The sequence below is a fragment of the Pseudomonas japonica genome, from assembly GCF_900188455.1.
GTDB lineage: Bacteria > Pseudomonadota > Gammaproteobacteria > Pseudomonadales > Pseudomonadaceae > Aquipseudomonas > Aquipseudomonas japonica.
The window spans coordinates 104,391-123,752 of record NZ_FZOL01000001.1 but is presented as its reverse complement, the minus strand read 5'-3'; the positions used below and the strand labels follow the sequence as shown (position 1 = coordinate 123,752).

Here is a 19,362-nt window from a genome sequence, read left to right as displayed (position 1 = left end):
AAAAAAGCCGGACGGCACGAGGCCGCCCGGCGGGCTGGTCTACAGATGGGACTCCGCGTATTCGGCGAGAATCGACCGTGGTACCCCTTGCAGGGTGATGTGCACCCCGTTGGGGAAGTCCTTGAAGCGCTCGGTGAGGTAGGTCAGGCCGGAGCTGGTGGCCGACAGGTAGGGGGTGTCGATCTGCGCCAGGTTGCCCAGGCAGATCACCTTCGAACCGGCGCCGGCACGGGTGATGATGGTTTTCATCTGGTGCGGGGTGAGGTTCTGGCATTCGTCGATCAGGATCAGGCTCTGCTGGAAGCTGCGTCCGCGGATGTAGTTCAGCGATTTGAACTGCAGCGGCACCCTTTCGAGAATGTATTCGACACTGCCGTGAGTGCTCTCGTCGTCCATGTGCAGGGCTTCGAGGTTATCGGTGATGGCGCCGAGCCAGGGCTCCATTTTTTCCGCCTCGGTGCCGGGCAGGAAGCCGATCTCCTGGTCCAGGCCCTGCACGCTGCGAGTGGCGATGATGCGCCGGTAACGCTTGCTGACCATGGTCTGCTCGATGGCCGCGGCCAGGGCCAGGATGGTCTTGCCGGAACCGGCGGCACCGGTCAGGTTGACCAGGTGGATGTCCGGGTCGAGCAAGGCGAACAGCGCCAGGCCCTGATGAATGTCCCGCGGTTTCAGGCCCCAGGCTTCCTGGTGCAGCAGCGGTTCCTGATGCAGGTCGAGGAGCAGCAGTTCGCTGTCCTTGATGGCCTTGATCCAGCCGACGAACCCCTGCTCATCGATGATGAACTCGTTGACATGCACCGCCGGCAGGTTGTCGATCAGTTGTACCCGGTGCCAGGTGCGACCGCGCTCCTGACGGGTCTCGACCTTGGCGACCCGATCCCAGAACGAACCGGTGACCGAGTGATAGCCCTTGGACAGCAGGCTGACGTCGTCAACCAGTTGGTCGGTGCTGTAGTCCTCTGCCGCGATCCCACAAGCGCGGGCCTTGAGGCGCATGTTGATGTCTTTGGTCACCAGCACCACGTCGCGGTCCTTGTGCTTGGCGCGCAAGTCCAGGACCTGGTTGATGATGATGTTGTCGTTGAGGTGCTCCGGCAGCAGGCGATTGGGCTCGGTACGCGCGGTCATCAGGATCGACAGGGAACCCTTCGGACCGCTCTTGCCGCGCTGGATCGGCACACCCAGCTCGACATCGGACGGCGTCGCATCGCCCAGGGTCTGGTCGATCAGGCGGATGGCCTGGCGACATTCGGCGGCGACGGTGTGTTTACCGGTCTTGAGCTTGTCGAGTTCCTCCAGCACCGTCATCGGAATGGCGACGTGGTGTTCTTCGAAATTGAGCAGGGCGTTGGGGTCGTGAATCAGGACGTTGGTATCCAACACATAGAGGATTGGCTGGTTGGAGGAAGAAGTGCGTCCTTGGTCATCCATACTCGGTCACCTTGTGTGGGAGCTACACGATGCGCTACTGCCGCATCGCAGAGTGACCGCCGTTCTCCCCGTATCCGCGTCGTTACGGGCGGGAAGCGCACCTGCACTGTGAGTGTCCGGAAGACGCCACCTGGCTGCAGGATTCGGCTGTCTGACTCCTACATACCGCAAAAACCATTACCGGAAAAAGCGTTTTTGCATGTAAGTGAAGTTTATTTTTCGGTTTGACGAATAGCCCTTGGCGCGTGGGAAAAGCACGACTACAGTCATGATTGGACCTCGTTGAAACGTTTCCTCCAGCACGCCAAAGCCTTCTTCATTGCCGCTCGGCAAAGTCCCTGCAACCTTCCCAACCAATCCCACTCTGCGCCGTATTGCTCAGCAACCAGGTCACCACCTGCTGCGCCTTCGGCTGGCCGTCATGCAACTGGATCAGGCCGCGGCGCCACAGCAGCATCAGGGTCAGGGTGCGTTGCGCCGACTGTTCGGCGGTGAGCGGGCTGAGGTCCTGGGCGTCGATGTCCCACAGGGTGACCCGCAGGTTCTGGCTGGCGAAAAAGGCCGGGCTGTCGGCACGGCGCTGGCCGTAAGGCGGGCGGAACAGCGGTACGTACTGCTCCGGCAGATCGCTCTGCGCCCGCGCCGCACCGCGTATCACCGAATCCTCCCAGTCCTGCCACTGCGCATGGGAGCGGTACTGCCAGCCCTGGGTACCGACGCACTGGCCGCGATAGACATCCCGCAGGGCCTGCATCGATTGCTTGTCGCGACGGCTCTGCAGGTTCTGCCCGAGGACGAAGAACAGGCCCTTCAGCCTCTGCTTGCGCAGGAACGTGGTCAGGGCTTCGGTGGTGCCGGGAACCACGCTCGGGCCACCGTCGAAGCTGAGCAGGAACACACGGTCGTTGAGACGGTCGCCGCTGACCTCCTGCAGCGAGAAGAACGCCACTTCGCTGGCGGTCTGCGGAAACAGCGCGGCCTTGCGCAGCAGTTCATTGAGGTAGGCGAAATGGAACTGCCGGCTCGGCTCGGCCCAGCCGGCATAGAAGGAACCGGCCTCGACGGTGAAGGTGGCGGCGGTGCGGCGCAGGTCGCCGAGGTTGTCGACGGCGTAGCAGAACGAAGCATCCTGCTCGCAGCTCTGCTGGGCCATGGCGTAGTTGCGCCAGAGCATGCCCCAGAGGCGCTCGCGCAGTTCGCGGACCATCGGCAGGTTGGCCTGGCGCAGTTGCAGGCGCGCGGTCAGGGTCGCGTCGTCGAGGGACTCGGTTTCGCTCAGCACGCGGGCGAACGAAAGAATCTCGGCCCGCGAGGCGACATCGAACAGCACCGGGGTCTCGAGGGTTTCCGGCCAGTGGCCGCGGTCGAAAATGGCGATCGGCTGCGGGGCGGCCTGGACGCCGAAGGCGAGCAAGGCGGTCAGGGCAACGAGGACTAGGCGCACGGTGAACACTCATCGGTTGATCCGCCGGGCACTATAGCAGCGCGTCCGCCTATCGCCGCGATAGCTGGAGAACATCCGCCCTGCCCCGTAGAATCGCCCGACGATTCAAGGAGCCGACCCCATGCTGACGGTGATTTCCCCCGCCAAGACCCTCGATTACGACACCCCGCCGGTGACCGCACGGCACACCCTGCCGCAATACCTGGACGACTCCCAGGAACTGATCCTGCAACTGCGCGAACTGTCGCCGGCGCAGATCAGCGAACTGATGCACCTCTCCGACAAGCTCGCCGGCCTCAACGCCGCGCGCTTCGGCAGCTGGACCCCGCAGTTCACCCCGGCCAACGCCAAGCAGGCGCTGCTGGCCTTCAAGGGCGATGTGTACACCGGGCTGGATGCCGAGAGCCTGAGCGAAGACGACTTCAGCCATGCCCAGGCGCATCTGCGCATGCTCTCCGGCCTGTATGGCCTGTTGCGTCCGCTGGACCTGATGCAGCCCTATCGCCTGGAAATGGGCACCAAGCTGGCCAACGCCCGCGGCAAGGACCTGTATGCGTTCTGGGGCACGCGGATCAGCGAATGGCTGAACCAGGCCCTGGCCGACCAGGGCGACGACCTGCTGCTGAACCTGGCCAGCAACGAATACTTCAGCGCGGTGAAACGCAGCGCCCTGAAGGCACGGGTGATCAACACCGAGTTCCGCGACCAGAAGAACGGCCAGTACAAGATCATCAGCTTCTATGCGAAGAAGGCCCGCGGCCTGATGAGCCGCTTCGTGATCCAGGAGCGGATCGCGGACCCGGAGAAGCTCAAGCAGTTCGACGTGCAGGGCTACTACTACAGTGCCGAGCTGTCGAAGGTGGACAACCTGGTGTTCCTGCGGGATCACCCGGTCGATTGATCACCGCAACTGAGCTGGCTTGGACCTGTAGGAGCGTGGCTTGCCCGCGAAAGGACCGCATGGCGGTCCCGGATCTCAGTGCTATCGGGGACCGCTTTGCGGTCCTTTCGCGGGCAAGCCACGCTCCTACAGGCCAGTCATAAACCCAGATTTAGCCAAAAAACCAGCGCCATAAAACCACCACCACGCCGTTATCGCAAAACGCCATAAGACCGTTCGTAGTTTTTTGACGAAAAATCCTGAAATCTTTTCACGTACTGGCATAAAACCATCCCACCTCAAGTTCGCCCTTTATATATAGGGGTGAAACTCCCGCGTGCTATCAGATTGAAAGTATCGCCATCGGAAAAAATATTAAAAAATCTTTCACCAGCACTTTGCCACCCCCGGAACTTCTCCCCTGTTCGTCCGCTCATACCACCCGTAACGATTTTCGCGCTCCATGTGAGAAATGACTTACATAACAAATCGTCCCCATTGGAAGTTGTACGGACCTTCGGTGAGCCCCGCCCGGAACCCCTCCGGCGCGCCGCTCAGGCTCAGGAGAAGACGCCCTAAAAATTCGTCCTAGTGGTTGATTTCAAAGGATTTTATCCACTTGAAAAAACAAGCACTGCAGTATCGAAAGATGGGTACTGCAATAAAGACGGCCAACGTTTGGGGCATGCCCCGTTTTAAGGCTTTTGCCTGCCTTGTTCGAGTGCACCTGTTTTAGCGCTCACAACTTACTTATGCCTGCGTTCGACACCGCGAACTAACGGAGCGGCGTCGTGCGCCTGGAAAACGGCTGGTAATTCAACCCGGTCCGGTTCTTTGAAGGGAATCGGCGTAGCTAACTACATGAGGTGAATGCGATGCGTATCAGCATCTTTGGTTTGGGTTATGTGGGTGCGGTCTGTGCCGGTTGCCTGTCCGCCCGCGGCCATGAGGTCATCGGCGTGGATGTGTCCGCGACCAAGATCGATCTGATCAATCAGGGCAAATCGCCGATCGTCGAGCCTGGCCTGGAAACCCTGCTGCAACAGGGCATCGCCAACGGCCGCCTGCGTGGCACCACCGACTTTTCCCAGGCCATCCGCGACAGCGACCTGTCGATGATCTGCGTCGGCACCCCGAGCAAGAAGAACGGTGACCTCGGCCTCGAATACATCGAGTCGGTGTGCCGCGAGATCGGCTTCGTCCTGCGCGAGAAAGCCAGCCGCCACACCATCGTGGTACGCAGCACCGTGCTGCCGGGCACGGTGAAGAACGTGGTGATCCCGATCCTCGAAGACTGCTCCGGGAAAAAGGCCGGGGTCGACTTCGGCGTCGCGGTGAACCCCGAATTCCTCCGCGAAAGCACCGCGATCAAGGACTACGACCAGCCGCCGATGACCGTCATCGGTGAACTGGACCGCGCCAGCGGCGACGTACTCCAGGCCCTCTACGAAGAACTCGACGCACCGATCATCCGCAAGGACATCGAAGTCGCCGAGATGATCAAGTACACCTGCAACGTCTGGCACGCGACCAAGGTCACCTTCGCCAACGAGATCGGCAACATCGCCAAGGCGGTGGGCGTCGACGGCCGCGAAGTGATGGACGTGGTCTGCCAGGACAAGGCCCTGAACCTGTCGCAGTACTACATGCGCCCGGGCTTCGCCTTCGGCGGCTCGTGCCTGCCCAAGGACGTCCGCGCCCTCACCTACCGCGCCGGCAGCCTCGACGTGAAAGCCCCGCTGCTCGACTCGCTGATGCGCAGCAACGAATCCCAGGTGCAGAACGCCTTCGACATCATCGAAAGCCACGACAAGCGCAAGGTCGCCCTGCTCGGCCTGAGCTTCAAGGCCGGCACCGACGACCTGCGCGAAAGCCCGCTGGTGGAACTGGCCGAGCGCCTGATCGGCAAGGGCTACGAGCTGAACATCTACGACCAGAACGTGCAGTACGCCCGGGTCCATGGTGCCAACAAGGACTACATCGAGTCGAAGATCCCCCACGTCTCGTCCCTGCTCAACGCCGATTTCCAGAAGGTCATCGACGACGCCGAGATCATCGTCCTGGGCAACCGCGACGAGCAGTTCCGTGCCCTCGCCCAACAGGCCCCGGCCGGCAAGCAGGTCATCGACCTGGTGGGCTTCATGAGCAAGGCCACCTGCGCGACCAGCCGTACCGAAGGTATCTGCTGGTAAGCAGACCGCGCGGGGCCAGCCGGCCCCGCGCGCTTCTCCGAACGTCCCGTCACCGATACGGATGCTGAACATGCAAAGCCTCAAGCACGGCCTGCTGCAGGCCGCCGGTTGGCTGTTCTACGTGAGCCTGCTCATGCTGATCGCCCTGGCCCTGCCCAATACCCTGTTCGACCCCGACTCCAAGGACTTCCTGTTCCTCATCGGCGCGGTCGGCATCTGGCGCTATTCCATGGGCGCGACCCACTTCGTGCGCGGCATGCTGTTCCTCTACGTGGTCTACCCGCGCCTGCGGCGCAAGGTGCGCAAGCTCGGCGCCGCCGCCGACCCGTCGCACGTGTACCTGATGGTCACCAGTTTCCGCATCGACGCCCTGACCACCGCCCAGGTCTACAGCTCGGTGATCCGCGAGGCGATCGACTGCGGCTACCCGACCACCGTGGTCTGCTCCCTGGTGGAGATGTCCGACGAGCTGCTGATCAAGAGCCTGTGGGCCAGGTACAACCCGCCGCAGCGGGTCAGCCTGGACTTCGTGCGGATCGCCGGGACCGGCAAGCGCGATGGCCTGGCCTTCGGTTTCCGCGCCATCTCCCGCCACCTGCCGGACGACAACGCCGTGGTCGCGGTGATCGACGGCGACACCGTGCTCGGCGAAGGCGTGGTGCGCAAGACCGTGCCCTGGTTCAAGCTGTTCGGCAATGTCGGCGGCCTGACCACCAACGAATTCTGCGAAGTGCGCGGCGGCTACGTGATGAGCGAGTGGCACAAGCTGCGCTTCGCCCAGCGCCACATCAACATGTGCTCCATGGCCCTGTCCAAGCGCGTGCTGACCATGACCGGGCGCATGTCGATGTTCCGCGCCACCGTGGTGACCAACCCCGAATTCATCGCCGACGTGGAAAGCGACTCGCTGTACCACTGGCGCCTCGGCCGCTTCAAGTTCCTCACCGGCGACGACAAGTCCAGCTGGTTCAGCCTGATGCGCCTGGGCTACGACACCTTCTACGTGCCCGACGCCGACATCAACACCGTCGAGCACCCGCCGGAAAAGAGCTTCTTCAAGGCCAGCCGCAAACTCATGTACCGCTGGTACGGCAACAACCTGCGGCAGAACTCCCGCGCCCTGGGCCTGGGCATGCGCCGCCTCGGCCTGTTCACCAGCATCGTCCTGTTCGACCAGCGCGTGTCGATGTGGACCAGCCTGCTCGGCCTGACCGTGGCGCTGATCGCCAGCTTCAAGTTCGGCGCCAAGTTCATCCTCGCCTACCTGCTGTGGATCGGCATCACCCGGCTGATCCTGACCATCATGCTGCTGTGCTCCGGACACCGGATCGGCCCGGCCTATCCGCTGATCCTCTATTACAACCAGATCGTCGGCGCGCTGATGAAGATCTACGTGTTCTTCCGCCTCGACCGGCAGTCCTGGACCCGCCAGCCCACCGCCCTCAAACGCGACCTCGCCAGCTTTCAGCAATGGTTCAACACCTGGTCCTCGCGGACCATGACCTTCTCGGCGGCCAGCATCTTCGTGGCTGTGCTGTTCGTGGTCGTGTGAGTCGCAGCCCCTACGGATCCAACAGGAAAACATCACCATGAATACCGCCGTGAACGTCAATGTCGTGCATGAGTCCGAGACCCAGCGCCAGCATGCCCGGGTGAAAATCCCGGCGAAGCTGCGCTACCTGGGCGCGAACCGCGAGACCCTCGAAGCCAAGGTCGAGGACCTCTCCGCCGGCGGCCTCAGCTTCCATGCCAGGCAGCCGCTGAACATCGGCGAAGTGCTGCGCGGGCGCCTGCAGTTCACCGTCGACAACCTCGGCCTGTCGATGGACATCGAGTTCCAGGTGCGCTCCTTCAACCCGACCAGCGGCCGTGCCGGTGTGCAGTTCCAGAACCTCGAACAGCGCGACATCGCCACCCTGCGCCACCTGATCACCTCGCACCTGTCCGGCGAGCTGATCAGCATCGGCGACGTGCTCAGCACCCTGCAGCGCGACAACTTCACCAAGGCGCGCAAGCAGAAGCACGACGGTGGCGGCCTCAGCCCGCTCGGCCGGCTGCGCGCGGTGACCTTCAGCCTCGGCGTGTTCGTGGTCGGCGTGGCGGCGTTCGGCTTCATCGCCAAATCGGTGTACGGCGTGTACTTCGTCAGCCATGCCGAAGCCGGCGTGGTCAGCGTGCCCACCACCCAGGTCACCATGCCCCGTGACGGCACGCTGCAGGCCCTGGTGGAGAACGGCGGGCAGGTGGTCAAGGGCGCGCCGCTGGCTTCGTTCAGCAGCAGCATGCTCGACCTGCTCAAGGGCCATCTGGACGACCAGCAACTGCAGCCGGCCAAGGTCGAGGAACTGTTCGGCAAGCAACTGAGCGGCACCCTCACCAGCCCCTGCGACTGCACCGTGGCCCGCCAACTGGTGGACGACGGCCAGTACGCGGCCAAGGGCACGGTGATCTTCCAGCTGATCCCGCGCACCCATGTCCCGACCGTCGATGCGCGCTTCAGCTATCGCCAGTTCGACGACGTCAAGCCGGGCACCCGGGTGAACTTCCAGGTCGCCGGCGACGACGAGGCACGCAGCGGGATCATCGTCAGCAGCGCCAGCCTGAACAGCGCGGACCTGTCTTCGGATATCCGCGTGCAGATCAAGCCGGACGAGGCGCTGCCCAGCGAGATGGCCGGGCGTCCGGTCAGCGTGAATGCCAAGCGTGGTCCGTCGTTCGACTGGCTGATCGATAGCGCCATGGCGCATGGGCTCTGAGGGAGACTGTCCGATGATCAGTCCTGACCCGATCGGGACCGCTTTGCGGTCCTTCGCAGGCGAGCCAGCTCCTACAGGATCGGCGCCAAGCCCCATACGCGCCAGCGGCCGCAAAGCCTGCCCCCACATGATTTGCAGCCTGACGCTGGCCCTGGCCCTCAGCGGCTGCGCCGGCCTCCCCGACCAGCGCCTGGCCAACGAAGCCCTGAAGAACGGCGACACCGCCACCGCCGAGCGCAACTACCGGCAACTGGCCGAGCTCGGCTACAGCGACGCCCAGGTCGGCCTCGCCGATATCCAGATGGAAACCGGCGACCCGACCAGGCTCAAGCAGGCCGAAGCGACCTATCGCGAAGCGGCGAAAACCTCGTCCCGCGCCCAGGCGCGCCTCGGCCGCCTGCTCGCCGCCAGGCCGGACGCCAGCGACGCCGAACGCCAGGAAGCCGAAGCCCTGCTCAAGCAAGCCTTCGCCGCCGGCGAGGGCAATACCCTGATTCCCCTGGCGATGCTCTACCTGCAACACCCGCAGAGCTTCCCCAGGATCAACGCGCAGCAGCAGGTCGACCAATGGCGCGCCGCCGGCCACGCCGAGGCCGGCCTGGCCCAGGTCCTGCTGTACCGTACCCAGGGCAGCTACGACCAGCACCTCGACGAGGTCGAGCGCATCTGCAAGGCGGCGCTGAACAGCACCGACATCTGCTACGTCGAACTGGCCACCGTCTACCAGAAACGCGCCCAGCCCGAGCAGCAGGCGGCGCTGCTGGAGCAGTTGAAAGGCGCCCACCAGCGCGGCCAGATCCCGACCAGCCGGGTCGACAGCGTGGCCCGCGTGCTCGCCGACCGCAGCCTGGGCCAGACCGACGAAAAGACCGCCCAGGCCCTGCTGGAAGACATCGCTCCGCAGAACCCGGCATCCTGGGTCAGCCTCGCGCAACTGCTCTACGACTTCCCCGAACTGGGTGACAGCGAGCAACTGCTCGGCTACCTCGACAAGGGCCGCGCCGCCGAACAGCCGCGCGCCGAACTGCTGCTGGGCCGCCTCTACTACGAAGGCAAGAGCCTGCCCGCCGACGCGCAGAAGGCCGAGACCCACCTGCTCGCCGCCGGCCAGGCCGGCGAGATCAGCGCCCACTACTACCTGGGCCAGCTCTACCGCCGCGGCTACCTCGGCACCGTCGAGCCGCAGAAGGCCGTCGACCATCTGCTGCAGGCCGCCCGCGGCGGCCAGCTAAGCGCCGACTACGCCCTGGCCCAGCTGTTCAGCGAAGGCCACGGCATTCGCCAGGACCCGGTCAATGCCTGGGTCTTCGCGCAACTGGCACAGGCCAACCCGAGCGAACAATCCACCGCCCTCGCCGGCGCGCTGGACGCACAACTGAACCCGCAACAGAAAGCCAGCGCGCAGCGCCTGCTGGAGCAGGAGCGCGCCGCCCGTGGCGCGATGGGACCGGGCCCCGGCGCCCTGGCTCTGCAAGCCGTGCTCAGCCCCGCAGAAGACAGCCCCGAAGAAGAAGGTGAGGACGCTTCCCTATGATGCTCAATCCGTGGATGAAAGCCGGTCTCGGCCTGGGCTTCGCCCTGTTCTGGGCGTGCCCGACCCTGGCCGCCGAAACCGCTGAAAAGAACTTCGGCCTGGAAGTGAAGGTCACCGGCCAGTCCGAGGACGACCGCGACCTCGGCACCCGCGATGGCGGCGACGTCAACGGCCTGGGTCTCGACCTGCGCCCCTGGGTGTTCTTCGAGCGCGGCAACTGGAGCGCCTACGCCATGGGCCAGGCCGTGGCGGCGACCGATACCATCGAGACCGACACCAGCCGCCAGTCCGCCGACGGCAGCGAAGTGCAGGGCAGCGACGACAGCCGCGAAGCGGACAAGAGCTACCTGGCCATGCGCGAATTCTGGGTCGGCTACAAGGGCCTCACCGCCTACCCTGGCGAAGAACTGCGGTTCGGCCGCCAGCGCCTGCGCAACGACGACGGCATGTGGCGCGACACCAACATCGAAGCGCTGAACTGGACCTTCGACACCACCCTGCTGCGCGCCAACCTGGGTATCGCCGAGCGCTTCAGCGAATACCGCACCGACCTCACCGAGCTGGCCGCCGAGGACAAGGACCGCCTGCACGTCTACGGCGATGTCGCCACGCAGTGGACCCCGGGCCACTGGGTCGGCCTGCGCGCCCACCACAGCCACGACGACGGCAAGCTGAAGAGCCCCGGCGAGACGGTCGACGCCCTGGACAAGACCCGCACCGGCGACCTCACCTGGCTCGGCCTGGAAGCCAACAGCGACGCCTACAACTGGCGCAACCAGAACACCGTCAACTACTGGGGCAGCGTGACCTGGCTCAGCGGCGACCGCGACACCCTCGGCACCACCACGGTGGGTGGCGAACAGGTCGCCAGCGGCAAGCAGAGCGGCGACGTCAACGCCTGGGCCACCGACCTCGGCATCCGCCTGCGCCTCGACCCCAACTGGCAAGTGGGCGCCGCCTATGCCCGTGGCAGCGGCGGGGGTGGCGACGACGGCTCGAACAACTATGAGCAGACCGGCCTGGAGTCCAACCGCTCCAACTTCACCGGCACCCGCTCGCGCGTGCACCGCTTCGGCGAAGCCTTCCGCGGCGAGCTGGGCAACCTGCAGGCAGCGACCCTGTTCACCTCCTGGCAACTGCGCGACGACTACGACGCCAGCCTGATCTACCACAAGTTCTGGCGCGTCGACGGCGAGCAGAACATCGGCGGCAGCGGGATCAACGCGGTGGTCGCCGACAACGGCATCAACCGCCCGCTGGTACAGGGTGAGAAAGACCTCGGCCAGGAAATGGACCTGGTCGTCACCAAGTACTTCAAGCAAGGCCTGCTGCCCGCGGCGCTGAGCAAATCCATCGACGAACCTTCGGCGCTGGTGCGCTTTCGCGGCGGCGTGTTCAAGCCCGGCGACGCCTACGGCAAAGAGGCCGACTCGTACATGCACCGCGCCTTCGTCGACGTGGTCTGGCGCTTCTGATGGGCGGAGAGCACTGACATGAACCTTCACGCGAACAGGCTTCACGCCTTGCTGGCCGGTACCCTGCTGCTGGCCGCCGGCATCGCCCAGGCCAATGGCCCGGCGGCGCCGATGGCCAAGGGGCTGCAACAGGCCAAGACCTACACCGTCAGCAGCGCGCCGGTGGAGCCGCTGCACCTGGACCCGCCGACGCCGCCGGACCTGTCCGGCTACACCGCCGAGGCGGTGCGGAAGAAGATCGACCGCTCGAAGCAGGGCAAGGTCTCCGTGCGGCGCATGCTGCAGGAGAACACCCTCAAGGAGTTCATCGGCGGCGACAACAAGGGCGCCGAATGGGTGGTGCGCCAGCACGGCATTCCCCAGGCGATCTTCGTCGACGGCGGCCATGTCGACTTCACCGAGCTGGCGAAGAAAGTCCCCGAGCGCTACCTGCGCGAAGTCTCGCCGGGGGTGTACCTGGCCCGCCTGCCGATCGTGGTCGGCCACGGCGCGACCCTGGAAATCGACGGCAAGGTCAAGGAACTGCGCCTGTCCCAGGAAGGCGGCTCGTTCCTGGTCAACGACGGCAAGCTGTTCGTCAGCGACACCCGGGTGATCGGCTGGCGCGAGCAGGACAACGGCCCGGCGACCTTCCGCAAGGCCGACGAATTCCGTCCGTTCCTGCTGTCCTGGGGCGGCACCGAGACCTACATCGTCAACAGCACCATGGCCAGCTTCGGCTACGCCAAGAGCAAGTCCTACGGCGTGAGCATTTCCCAGTACACGCCGAACATGGCCAAGCAGATGGGCCGCGCCGAACCCACCGGCTGGATCATCGGCTCGACCTTCAGCGACATGTGGTACGGCTTCTACTGCTACGAAACCAGCGACTTCGTGGTCAAGGACAGCACCTACCACGACAACATCGTCTACGGCATCGACCCCCACGACCGCTCGCACCGCCTGATCATCGCCGGCAACACCGTGTACGGGACGAAGAAGAAGCACGGGATCATCATTTCCCGCGAGGTCAACGACAGCTGGATCATCAACAACAAGAGCTATGACAACAAACTCTCCGGCGTGGTCATCGACCGCAACAGCGTGAACAACCTGATCGCCTGGAACGAGATCTACCGCAACCACACCGACGGCATCACCCTGTACGAGAGCGGCGACAACCTGATCTGGGGCAACAAGCTGATCAGCAACCGCCGCCACGGCATTCGCGTGCGCAACAGCGTGAACATCCGTCTCTACGAAAACCTCGCCATGGCCAACGGCCTGGTCGGCGTCTACGGGCACATCAAGGACCTTTCCGACACCGACCGCGACATCGCCCTCGACCCCTTCGACACCAAGGTCTCGCTGATCGTGGTCGGCGGCGAGCTGGCGGCCAACGGCAGCGGCCCGCTGTCCATCGACTCGCCGCTGAGCGTCGAGCTGTACCGCGTCTCGATGCTGGCCCCGAGCAAGGCCAGCGGCATCAGTTTTTCCGGCGTGCTCGGCGAGCGTCAGGACGAGATCCTCGACCTGATGGTGCGCCAGAAGAAAGCCGTACTGATCGACCCGGTCGAACGCCAGACCGAAATGCTCGACTGAGGAAGCCCGGACCATGACCCCACACCTGATCAAACTGCTTGGCCTGAGTGCCAGCCTGCTGGCGCTGGGCAACAACGCCAATGCCGACGACATCAAGGCCCCGGCCTTCCACGCCGAGCCGTGCTGCCAGCTGTGCCCCGAGGCCCACGACGCCAGCCGCTACACCACCCGCTACCAGCAGAACTTCACCACCCTGGTGCAGGCCAGGGGTGACTGGCTGTTCCGTACCCGCGAGGACCTGCGCACCGAGTTCACCACCACCCCCGCCGGCTACAAACGCCTGCAGCAGCTCCACGACGCCTTCAAGGCCCGCGGCATCGAGCTGGTGGTGGTCTACCAGCCGACCCGCGGCCTGGTGAACCGCAACATGCTCAACCCCGAGGACAAGGCGGCGTTCGACTACCAGAAAGCCCTGGGCAACTACCAGGCGATGCTCAAGCGCTTCCGCGCCATGGGCTACAACGTTCCCGACCTGTCGCCGCTGACCAACGAGCAACTGGCCGCCGCCGACCAGGGCAAGGATTTCTACTTCCGCGGCGACCAGCACTGGACCCCGTACGGCGCCGAGCGCGCGGCCAGGATCGTCGCCGAGACGGTGCACGGCATGCCGGCCTTCGAAGGCATCCCGCGCAAGGAATTCGAGACGAAGAAGGCCGGGCGCATGGGCAAGACCGGCACCCTGCACAACGTCGCCGGGCAGCTCTGCGGCACCAGCTACGCGGTGCAGTACATGGACCAGTTCGCCACCGAGCCGAAGGGCGAAAGCGGCGGCGACGACCTGTTCGGCGATTCCGGCAATGCCCGGATCACCCTGGTCGGCACCAGCCACAGCGGCAAGAACTACAACTTCGCCGGCTTCCTCGAACAGTACATCGGCGCCGACGTGCTCAACGTCGCCTTCCCCGGCGGTGGCCTGGAAGGCTCGATGATCCAGTACCTGGGCAGCGAGGAATTCAGGAAGAACCCGCCGAAGATCCTGGTCTGGGAATTCTCCCCGCTGTACCCGCTGAACCAGGAAACCATCTGGCGGCAGATGCTCGCCCTGCTCGACAACGGCTGCGAGGGCAAGCCGGCGCAGATGAGCGCCAGCGCCGCGCTCAAGCCGGGCAAGAACGAGCTGATGGTCAACGGCCGCAACGGCGTGATCAAGGACCTGACCAACCGCAATCACCAGCTCGACGTGCGTTTCGAAGACACCTCGGTGAAGGTCCTGCAGGCCACCCTCTGGTACCTCAACGGCCGCCACGAGGACATCAAGATCGAGAAGCCGACCACCTCCGACACCGACGGCCGCTTCGCCTTCCAGTTGCGCGAGGACGAGGACTGGGCCGGACAGACCCTGCTCGCCGTCGAGCTGCAGGGGCCGCAAAGCGGCACCCAGAACGTCCAGGCCACCCTGTGCAGACGCGGCGCCCCGGGCAATGCCCAGGCCGGATTGTGAGGACATCATGAACAGACTCAGCATGCTCGCCAGCGCGGTGCTCCTGGCCCTTTCCGGGCAGGCCATGGCCGCGCTGGCTCCACCACCGGGCTACTACGCCGGCATCGAGAAGCAGAAGACCGGCAACGGCGATTTCCAGTGCGAAGCCGCACCGAAGCCGTACACCGGCAGCCTGCGCTTCCGCAGCAAGTACGAGGGCTCGGACGCCGCCCGCGCCACCCTCAACCATGACTCGGAGCAGGCCTTCCGCGACTCCACCAAGGACATCACCACCCTGGAGCGCGGCGTCGCCCAACAGGTCACCCGCTACCTGCGCGACGGCCGTCCGGCGCAGCTGGACTGTGCGCTGACCTGGCTGGACAGCTGGGCGCGGGCCGATGCGTTGCTGTCGAAGGACTTCAACCACACCGGCAAGTCCATGCGCAAATGGGCGCTGGGCAGCCTCAGCGGGTCGTGGCTGCGCCTGAAGTTCTCCAATGCGCGACCGCTGGCGGCGCATCAGGCCCAGGCCGAGGAAATCGAGAAATGGTTCGGCCGTCTCGCCGACCAGGTGGTGCGCGACTGGAGCGACCTGCCCCTGGCCAAGATCAACAACCACAGCTACTGGGCGGCCTGGTCGGTGATGGCCACTGCCGTGGTCACTGACCGTCGCGACCTGTTCGACTGGGCGGTGAAGGAATATCGCGTGGCGGCGAATCAGGTCGACGAACAGGGCTTTTTGCCCAACGAGCTGAAGCGCAGGCAGCGTGCCCTCGCCTACCACAACTACGCCCTGCCGCCGCTGGCGATGATCGCCAGTTTTGCCCAGGTCAATGGCGTCGACCTGCGTGACGAGAACCATGGTGCGCTGAAGCGCCTCGGGGATCGGGTGCTCAGCGGAGCGAAGGATCCGGCGCCGTTCAGGAGCCGCAATGGCGAGAAGCAGGACATGGCCGACCTCAAGGTCGACAGCAAGTACGTCTGGCTGGAGCCGTGGTGCAGCCTCTATCAGTGCAACGCCGAAGTGCAGCAGCGCCGGCACGGGATGCAGCCGTTCAACAGCTTCAGGCTGGGCGGTGATGTGACGCGGATCTATGACCCGCAGGCCGAACGCAAATAGCCGCGGCGACGCGAATATCTTGTAGGAGCGCGGCTTGCCCGCGAAAGGACCGCGCAGCGGTCCCGGACCTCACCGCGTTAGGGGACCGCTTTGCGGTCCTTTCGCGGGCAAGCCCGCTCCTACAGGGACCGCAGCGACATTGAAGCATGGGTTTCCCTCGGCCAGATGGCTGGGGGGTTTGGGGGGCGCTGTTGCCCCGTAGCTGACCACCAAGGAGAACCGGGATGGTCTTCTCGTCCAACGTGTTCCTGTTCCTGTTTCTGCCGACCTTCCTCGGCCTGTACTACCTGAGCGGGCAACGCTACCGCAACCTGCTGCTGCTCGTGGCCAGCTACCTGTTCTACGCCTGGTGGCGGGTGGACTTCCTCGCCCTGTTCGCCGGGGTCACCCTGTGGAACTACTGGATCGGCCTCAAGGTCGGCGCCGCCGGCGTGCGCAGCAAGCCGGCCCAGCGCTGGCTGCTGCTCGGCGTGGCAGTGGACCTGTGCATCCTCGGCTACTTCAAGTACGCCAACTTCGGCGTCGACAGCCTCAACGCGCTCATGACCTCCTTCGGTCTCGAACCCTTCATCCTCACCCACGTCCTGCTGCCGATCGGTATCTCGTTCTACATCTTCGAGTCGATCAGCTACATCATCGACGTGTACCGCGGCGACACCCCGGCCACGCGCAACCTGATCGACTTCGCCGCCTTCGTCGCGATCTTCCCGCACCTGATCGCCGGCCCCGTGCTGCGTTTCAAGGACCTCGCCGACCAGTTCAACCACCGCACCCACACCGTCGACAAGTTCGCCGAGGGCTGCACGCGCTTCATGCAGGGCTTCATCAAGAAGGTGTTCATCGCCGACACCCTGGCGGTGGTCGCCGACCATTGCTTCGCCCTGGACAACCCCAGCACCGGCGACGCCTGGCTCGGCGCCCTGGCCTACACCGCGCAGCTGTACTTCGACTTCTCCGGCTACAGCGACATGGCCATCGGCCTGGGCCTGATGATGGGCTTCCGCTTCATGGAGAACTTCAAACAGCCCTACATCAGCCAGTCGATCACCGAGTTCTGGCGGCGCTGGCACATCAGCCTGTCGACCTGGCTGCGCGACTACCTGTACATCACCCTCGGCGGCAACCGCGGCGGCACCTTCGCCACCTACCGCAACCTGTTCCTGACCATGCTCCTGGGCGGCCTGTGGCACGGCGCCAACTTCACCTACATCCTCTGGGGCGCCTGGCACGGCATGTGGCTGGCGATCGAACGGGCCCTGGGCCTCGACACCAACCCGCAGCGCTTCAACCCGGTCAAGTGGGCCTTCACCTTCCTGCTCGTGGTGATCGGCTGGGTGATCTTCCGCGCCGAGAACCTGCACGTCGCCGGACGCATGTACGCCGCCATGTTCAGCCTCGGTGACTGGCAACTGTCGGAACTCAACCGCGCCAACCTCACCGGCCTGCAGGTGGCGACCCTGGTGCTGGCCTACATCACCCTGGCCTGGTTCGGCCTGCGCGACTTCCATCGCAACGCCAGGCCCGCGGCCAAGGCTGGCCCGGTGGTGGTCCACCCCGACGGCAGCGTCGGCCTGGACTGGCGCCTGTACGCCACCCGCGTGCTGGTCCTGCTGCTGTTCGTCGCCTCGATCCTCAAGCTCTCGGCGCAGAGCTACTCGCCCTTCCTCTACTTCCAGTTCTGAGCGAGCCGACCATGACCCGATCACTTCGCATCCTCTACTCCCTGCTGTTTCTCGCCCTGCTCACGGCGCTGGGCCTGTGGTCCCTCGGCGGGTTCGCCGGGTTCCAGCGCACGGCGCAGATGAGCCTGCTCGACGGCAAGCTGGCCAAGGCCACGGAAACCCACTACGACGAGCAGTTCCCGCTCAAGCGCATCGGCACCAACCTGTGGGCGGCGCTGGACTTCAAGCTGTTCAACGAAGGCCGCCCCGGCGTGGTCCTCGGCCGCGAGCAGTGGCTGTTCAGCGACGAGGAATTCAAGCCCGCGGCGCACTCCGACCTGAACCGCGCGGAAAACCTCGCCCTGCTCCGCGGCGTGCGCGACACCCTGCGCGAGCACGGCGTGGAACTGGTCCTGGCGATCATCCCGGCCAAGGTCCGCGTGTACCCCGAGTACCTCGGCGTGCAGGCCCCGGCCAGCGTTCACCACGACCTGTACAACGCCTTCCACGCCCAGGCGCGCCAGGCCAGCATCTTCGCCCCCGACCTGTTCGGCCCGCTGCAGGCGGCCAAGTCCCGCGGCCAGGTGTTCCTGCGCACCGACAGCCACTGGACCCCGCTGGGCGCGGAAGTCGCCGCCCAGGAACTGGCCGCGGCCGTGGCCCGGCAGGCCCTGCTCAGCGGCGAGCCGCAGACCTTCATCACCGAGAACACCGGCCAGACCTCTCACAAGGGCGACCTGACCAACTTCCTGCCCCTGGACCCGCTGTTCAGCGAGCTGATGCCGGCCCCGGACCCGCTGCAACAGCGCAGTACCCGTCCGGTCGCCGAGCCGGAGGAAGGCGGCGACGCGCTGTTCGGCGACAAGCAGATCCCGGTCGCCCTGGTCGGCACCAGCTACAGCGCCAACCCCAGCTGGAACTTCCTCGGCGCCCTGCAGCAGGCGCTGCACAGCGATGTCGCCAACTACGCCGAGGACGGCCACGGGCCGATCCTGCCGATGCTCAAGTACCTGCAAAGCGACGAATTCAAGAACCACCCACCGCAGTTGCTGGTGTGGGAGTTCCCCGAGCGTTATCTGCCAATCAAGAACGATCTCAGCGGCTTCGATCCGCACTGGATCGCGCAACTGAAACAAACCCGCAATGCCAATCAAGAGCTGGCCCTGTCGTCCCATCGGACGGAACACTGAAGAGGAAACGCACATGACCTTGCACACTTCCAAGCACCGCATCGCCAAAGCCTGCGCCCTGGCCGCCGGCCTGACCCTGGCCTCGCTGCAGGCCTGGGCCGGCGCCGACGCCGCGCTCTACGGCCCCAGCGCGCCCAAGGGCTCGACCTTCGTGCGCCTGTACAACGCCGCCAGCCAACCGGTCGCCGCCAACGTCGGCAACACCCCGATCAACCAGGTCGGCGCCCAGTCCAGCAGCGATTTCAGCTTCATGCCGCAAGGCGACTACAGCGCCAAGGTAGGCAGTCAGACCCTGCCGGTGAAACTCGCCGCCGACCACTACTACACCCTGGTCAACCATGCCGACGGCAAGGCCCAGCTGGTGGAAGAACCGCCGTTTCGCAACAAGCAGAAATCCCTGGTGCGGGTGCAGAACCTCAGCGACCAGGCCCTGACCCTGAAGACCGCCGACGGCAAGACCGAGGTGGTCAAGCCGGTGGCCGCCAGCGGCCGCGGCGAACGCGAGATCAACCCGGTGAAAGTCAGCCTGGCCCTGTACGAAGGCGACAAGAAGGTCAGCGACGTCAAGCCGGTCGCCCTCGAACGCGGCGAGGCGGCGGTGCTCTACGTCACCGGCTCCGGCGGCAACCTCTCGCCGGTCTGGGTCAAGCGCCCAGTGGCGACCCGTTAATCCAC

General features: G+C 65.0%; 14 protein-coding genes. 12 read left to right on the top strand and 2 right to left on the bottom strand.

Going from position 1 to position 19,362, the window contains the following annotated elements:
* Window positions 1–39 precede the first annotated feature (39 nt).
* Entirely contained in the window at window positions 40–1,434 is a 1,395-nt protein-coding gene (locus CHB99_RS00505) for a PhoH family protein (protein WP_042122927.1), read from the bottom strand.
* Window positions 1,435–1,750: 316 nt separating this feature from the next.
* Window positions 1,751–2,878, bottom strand: a complete 1,128-nt coding sequence (locus tag CHB99_RS00500; RefSeq protein ID WP_042122944.1) for a polysaccharide deacetylase family protein — start codon at window positions 2,876–2,878, stop codon at window positions 1,751–1,753.
* A 121-nt stretch (window positions 2,879–2,999) separates the two neighbouring features.
* Between CHB99_RS00500 and yaaA the strand changes: the two genes are divergently transcribed.
* The 12 genes from yaaA (at window position 3,000) to CHB99_RS00440 (ending at window position 19,357) form a co-directional block, all read left to right on the top strand.
* Window positions 3,000–3,779, top strand: coding sequence for a peroxide stress protein YaaA (gene yaaA / locus CHB99_RS00495; RefSeq protein ID WP_042122926.1), 780 nt, complete (start codon window positions 3,000–3,002; stop codon window positions 3,777–3,779).
* Between the two features lie 854 nt (window positions 3,780–4,633).
* Complete coding sequence (locus tag CHB99_RS00490; protein WP_042122925.1) at window positions 4,634–5,950, top strand: nucleotide sugar dehydrogenase; 1,317 nt, start codon at window positions 4,634–4,636, stop codon at window positions 5,948–5,950.
* A gap of 70 nt (window positions 5,951–6,020) precedes the next feature.
* Window positions 6,021–7,502, top strand: a complete 1,482-nt coding sequence (gene alg8, locus CHB99_RS00485) for a mannuronan synthase (RefSeq protein WP_042122924.1) — start codon at window positions 6,021–6,023, stop codon at window positions 7,500–7,502.
* Between the two features lie 37 nt (window positions 7,503–7,539).
* Window positions 7,540–8,706, top strand: a complete 1,167-nt coding sequence (locus CHB99_RS00480; RefSeq protein ID WP_042122923.1) for an alginate biosynthesis protein Alg44 — start codon at window positions 7,540–7,542, stop codon at window positions 8,704–8,706.
* A gap of 127 nt (window positions 8,707–8,833) precedes the next feature.
* Window positions 8,834–10,240 (top strand): alginate biosynthesis TPR repeat lipoprotein AlgK, encoded by a 1,407-nt coding sequence (algK, locus tag CHB99_RS00475; RefSeq protein ID WP_042122922.1) that lies wholly within the window; start codon window positions 8,834–8,836, stop codon window positions 10,238–10,240.
* Window positions 10,237–11,715, top strand: a complete 1,479-nt coding sequence (locus CHB99_RS00470; RefSeq protein WP_042122921.1) for an alginate export family protein — start codon at window positions 10,237–10,239, stop codon at window positions 11,713–11,715. The genes algK and CHB99_RS00470 overlap by 4 nt, the downstream gene beginning before the upstream one ends.
* A gap of 18 nt (window positions 11,716–11,733) precedes the next feature.
* Window positions 11,734–13,296, top strand: a complete 1,563-nt coding sequence (gene algG, locus CHB99_RS00465; protein ID WP_042122920.1) for a mannuronan 5-epimerase AlgG — start codon at window positions 11,734–11,736, stop codon at window positions 13,294–13,296.
* A gap of 13 nt (window positions 13,297–13,309) precedes the next feature.
* Window positions 13,310–14,737: an alginate O-acetyltransferase gene (locus CHB99_RS00460; RefSeq protein ID WP_042122919.1), complete on the top strand. Its 1,428-nt coding sequence runs from the start codon at window positions 13,310–13,312 to the stop codon at window positions 14,735–14,737.
* A 7-nt stretch (window positions 14,738–14,744) separates the two neighbouring features.
* Window positions 14,745–15,836 (top strand): mannuronate-specific alginate lyase, encoded by a 1,092-nt coding sequence (locus tag CHB99_RS00455; protein WP_042122918.1) that lies wholly within the window; start codon window positions 14,745–14,747, stop codon window positions 15,834–15,836.
* A gap of 224 nt (window positions 15,837–16,060) precedes the next feature.
* Window positions 16,061–17,518, top strand: coding sequence for an MBOAT family O-acyltransferase (locus CHB99_RS00450; protein ID WP_042122917.1), 1,458 nt, complete (start codon window positions 16,061–16,063; stop codon window positions 17,516–17,518).
* Between the two features lie 11 nt (window positions 17,519–17,529).
* On the top strand, window positions 17,530–18,687 hold the full coding sequence (locus CHB99_RS00445) for an alginate O-acetyltransferase (RefSeq protein WP_042122915.1): 1,158 nt from the start codon (window positions 17,530–17,532) through the stop codon (window positions 18,685–18,687).
* A 13-nt stretch (window positions 18,688–18,700) separates the two neighbouring features.
* Window positions 18,701–19,357 carry an alginate O-acetyltransferase AlgF gene (locus CHB99_RS00440; protein WP_042122914.1) on the top strand — a complete coding sequence of 219 codons (657 nt, stop codon included), beginning with the start codon at window positions 18,701–18,703 and terminating at the stop codon, window positions 19,355–19,357.
* Window positions 19,358–19,362: the final 5 nt, after the last annotated feature.

Bases quoted from the DNA above. Each gene is read 5' to 3' on its own strand.
- CHB99_RS00490 (WP_042122925.1), top strand. From the start codon at position 4,634: ATGCGTATCAGCATCTTTGGTTTGGGTTATGTGGGTGCGGTCTGTGCC.
- CHB99_RS00470 (WP_042122921.1), top strand. From the start codon at position 10,237: ATGATGCTCAATCCGTGGATGAAAGCCGGTCTCGGCCTGGGCTTCGCC.
- algG (WP_042122920.1), top strand. From the start codon at position 11,734: ATGAACCTTCACGCGAACAGGCTTCACGCCTTGCTGGCCGGTACCCTG.
- CHB99_RS00505 (WP_042122927.1), bottom strand. From the start codon at position 1,434: ATGGATGACCAAGGACGCACTTCTTCCTCCAACCAGCCAATCCTCTAT.
- CHB99_RS00450 (WP_042122917.1), top strand. From the start codon at position 16,061: ATGGTCTTCTCGTCCAACGTGTTCCTGTTCCTGTTTCTGCCGACCTTC.
- CHB99_RS00480 (WP_042122923.1), top strand. From the start codon at position 7,540: ATGAATACCGCCGTGAACGTCAATGTCGTGCATGAGTCCGAGACCCAG.
- yaaA (WP_042122926.1), top strand. From the start codon at position 3,000: ATGCTGACGGTGATTTCCCCCGCCAAGACCCTCGATTACGACACCCCG.
- alg8 (WP_042122924.1), top strand. From the start codon at position 6,021: ATGCAAAGCCTCAAGCACGGCCTGCTGCAGGCCGCCGGTTGGCTGTTC.
- CHB99_RS00440 (WP_042122914.1), top strand. From the start codon at position 18,701: ATGACCTTGCACACTTCCAAGCACCGCATCGCCAAAGCCTGCGCCCTG.
- CHB99_RS00455 (WP_042122918.1), top strand. From the start codon at position 14,745: ATGAACAGACTCAGCATGCTCGCCAGCGCGGTGCTCCTGGCCCTTTCC.
- CHB99_RS00460 (WP_042122919.1), top strand. From the start codon at position 13,310: ATGACCCCACACCTGATCAAACTGCTTGGCCTGAGTGCCAGCCTGCTG.
- algK (WP_042122922.1), top strand. From the start codon at position 8,834: ATGATTTGCAGCCTGACGCTGGCCCTGGCCCTCAGCGGCTGCGCCGGC.
- CHB99_RS00445 (WP_042122915.1), top strand. From the start codon at position 17,530: ATGACCCGATCACTTCGCATCCTCTACTCCCTGCTGTTTCTCGCCCTG.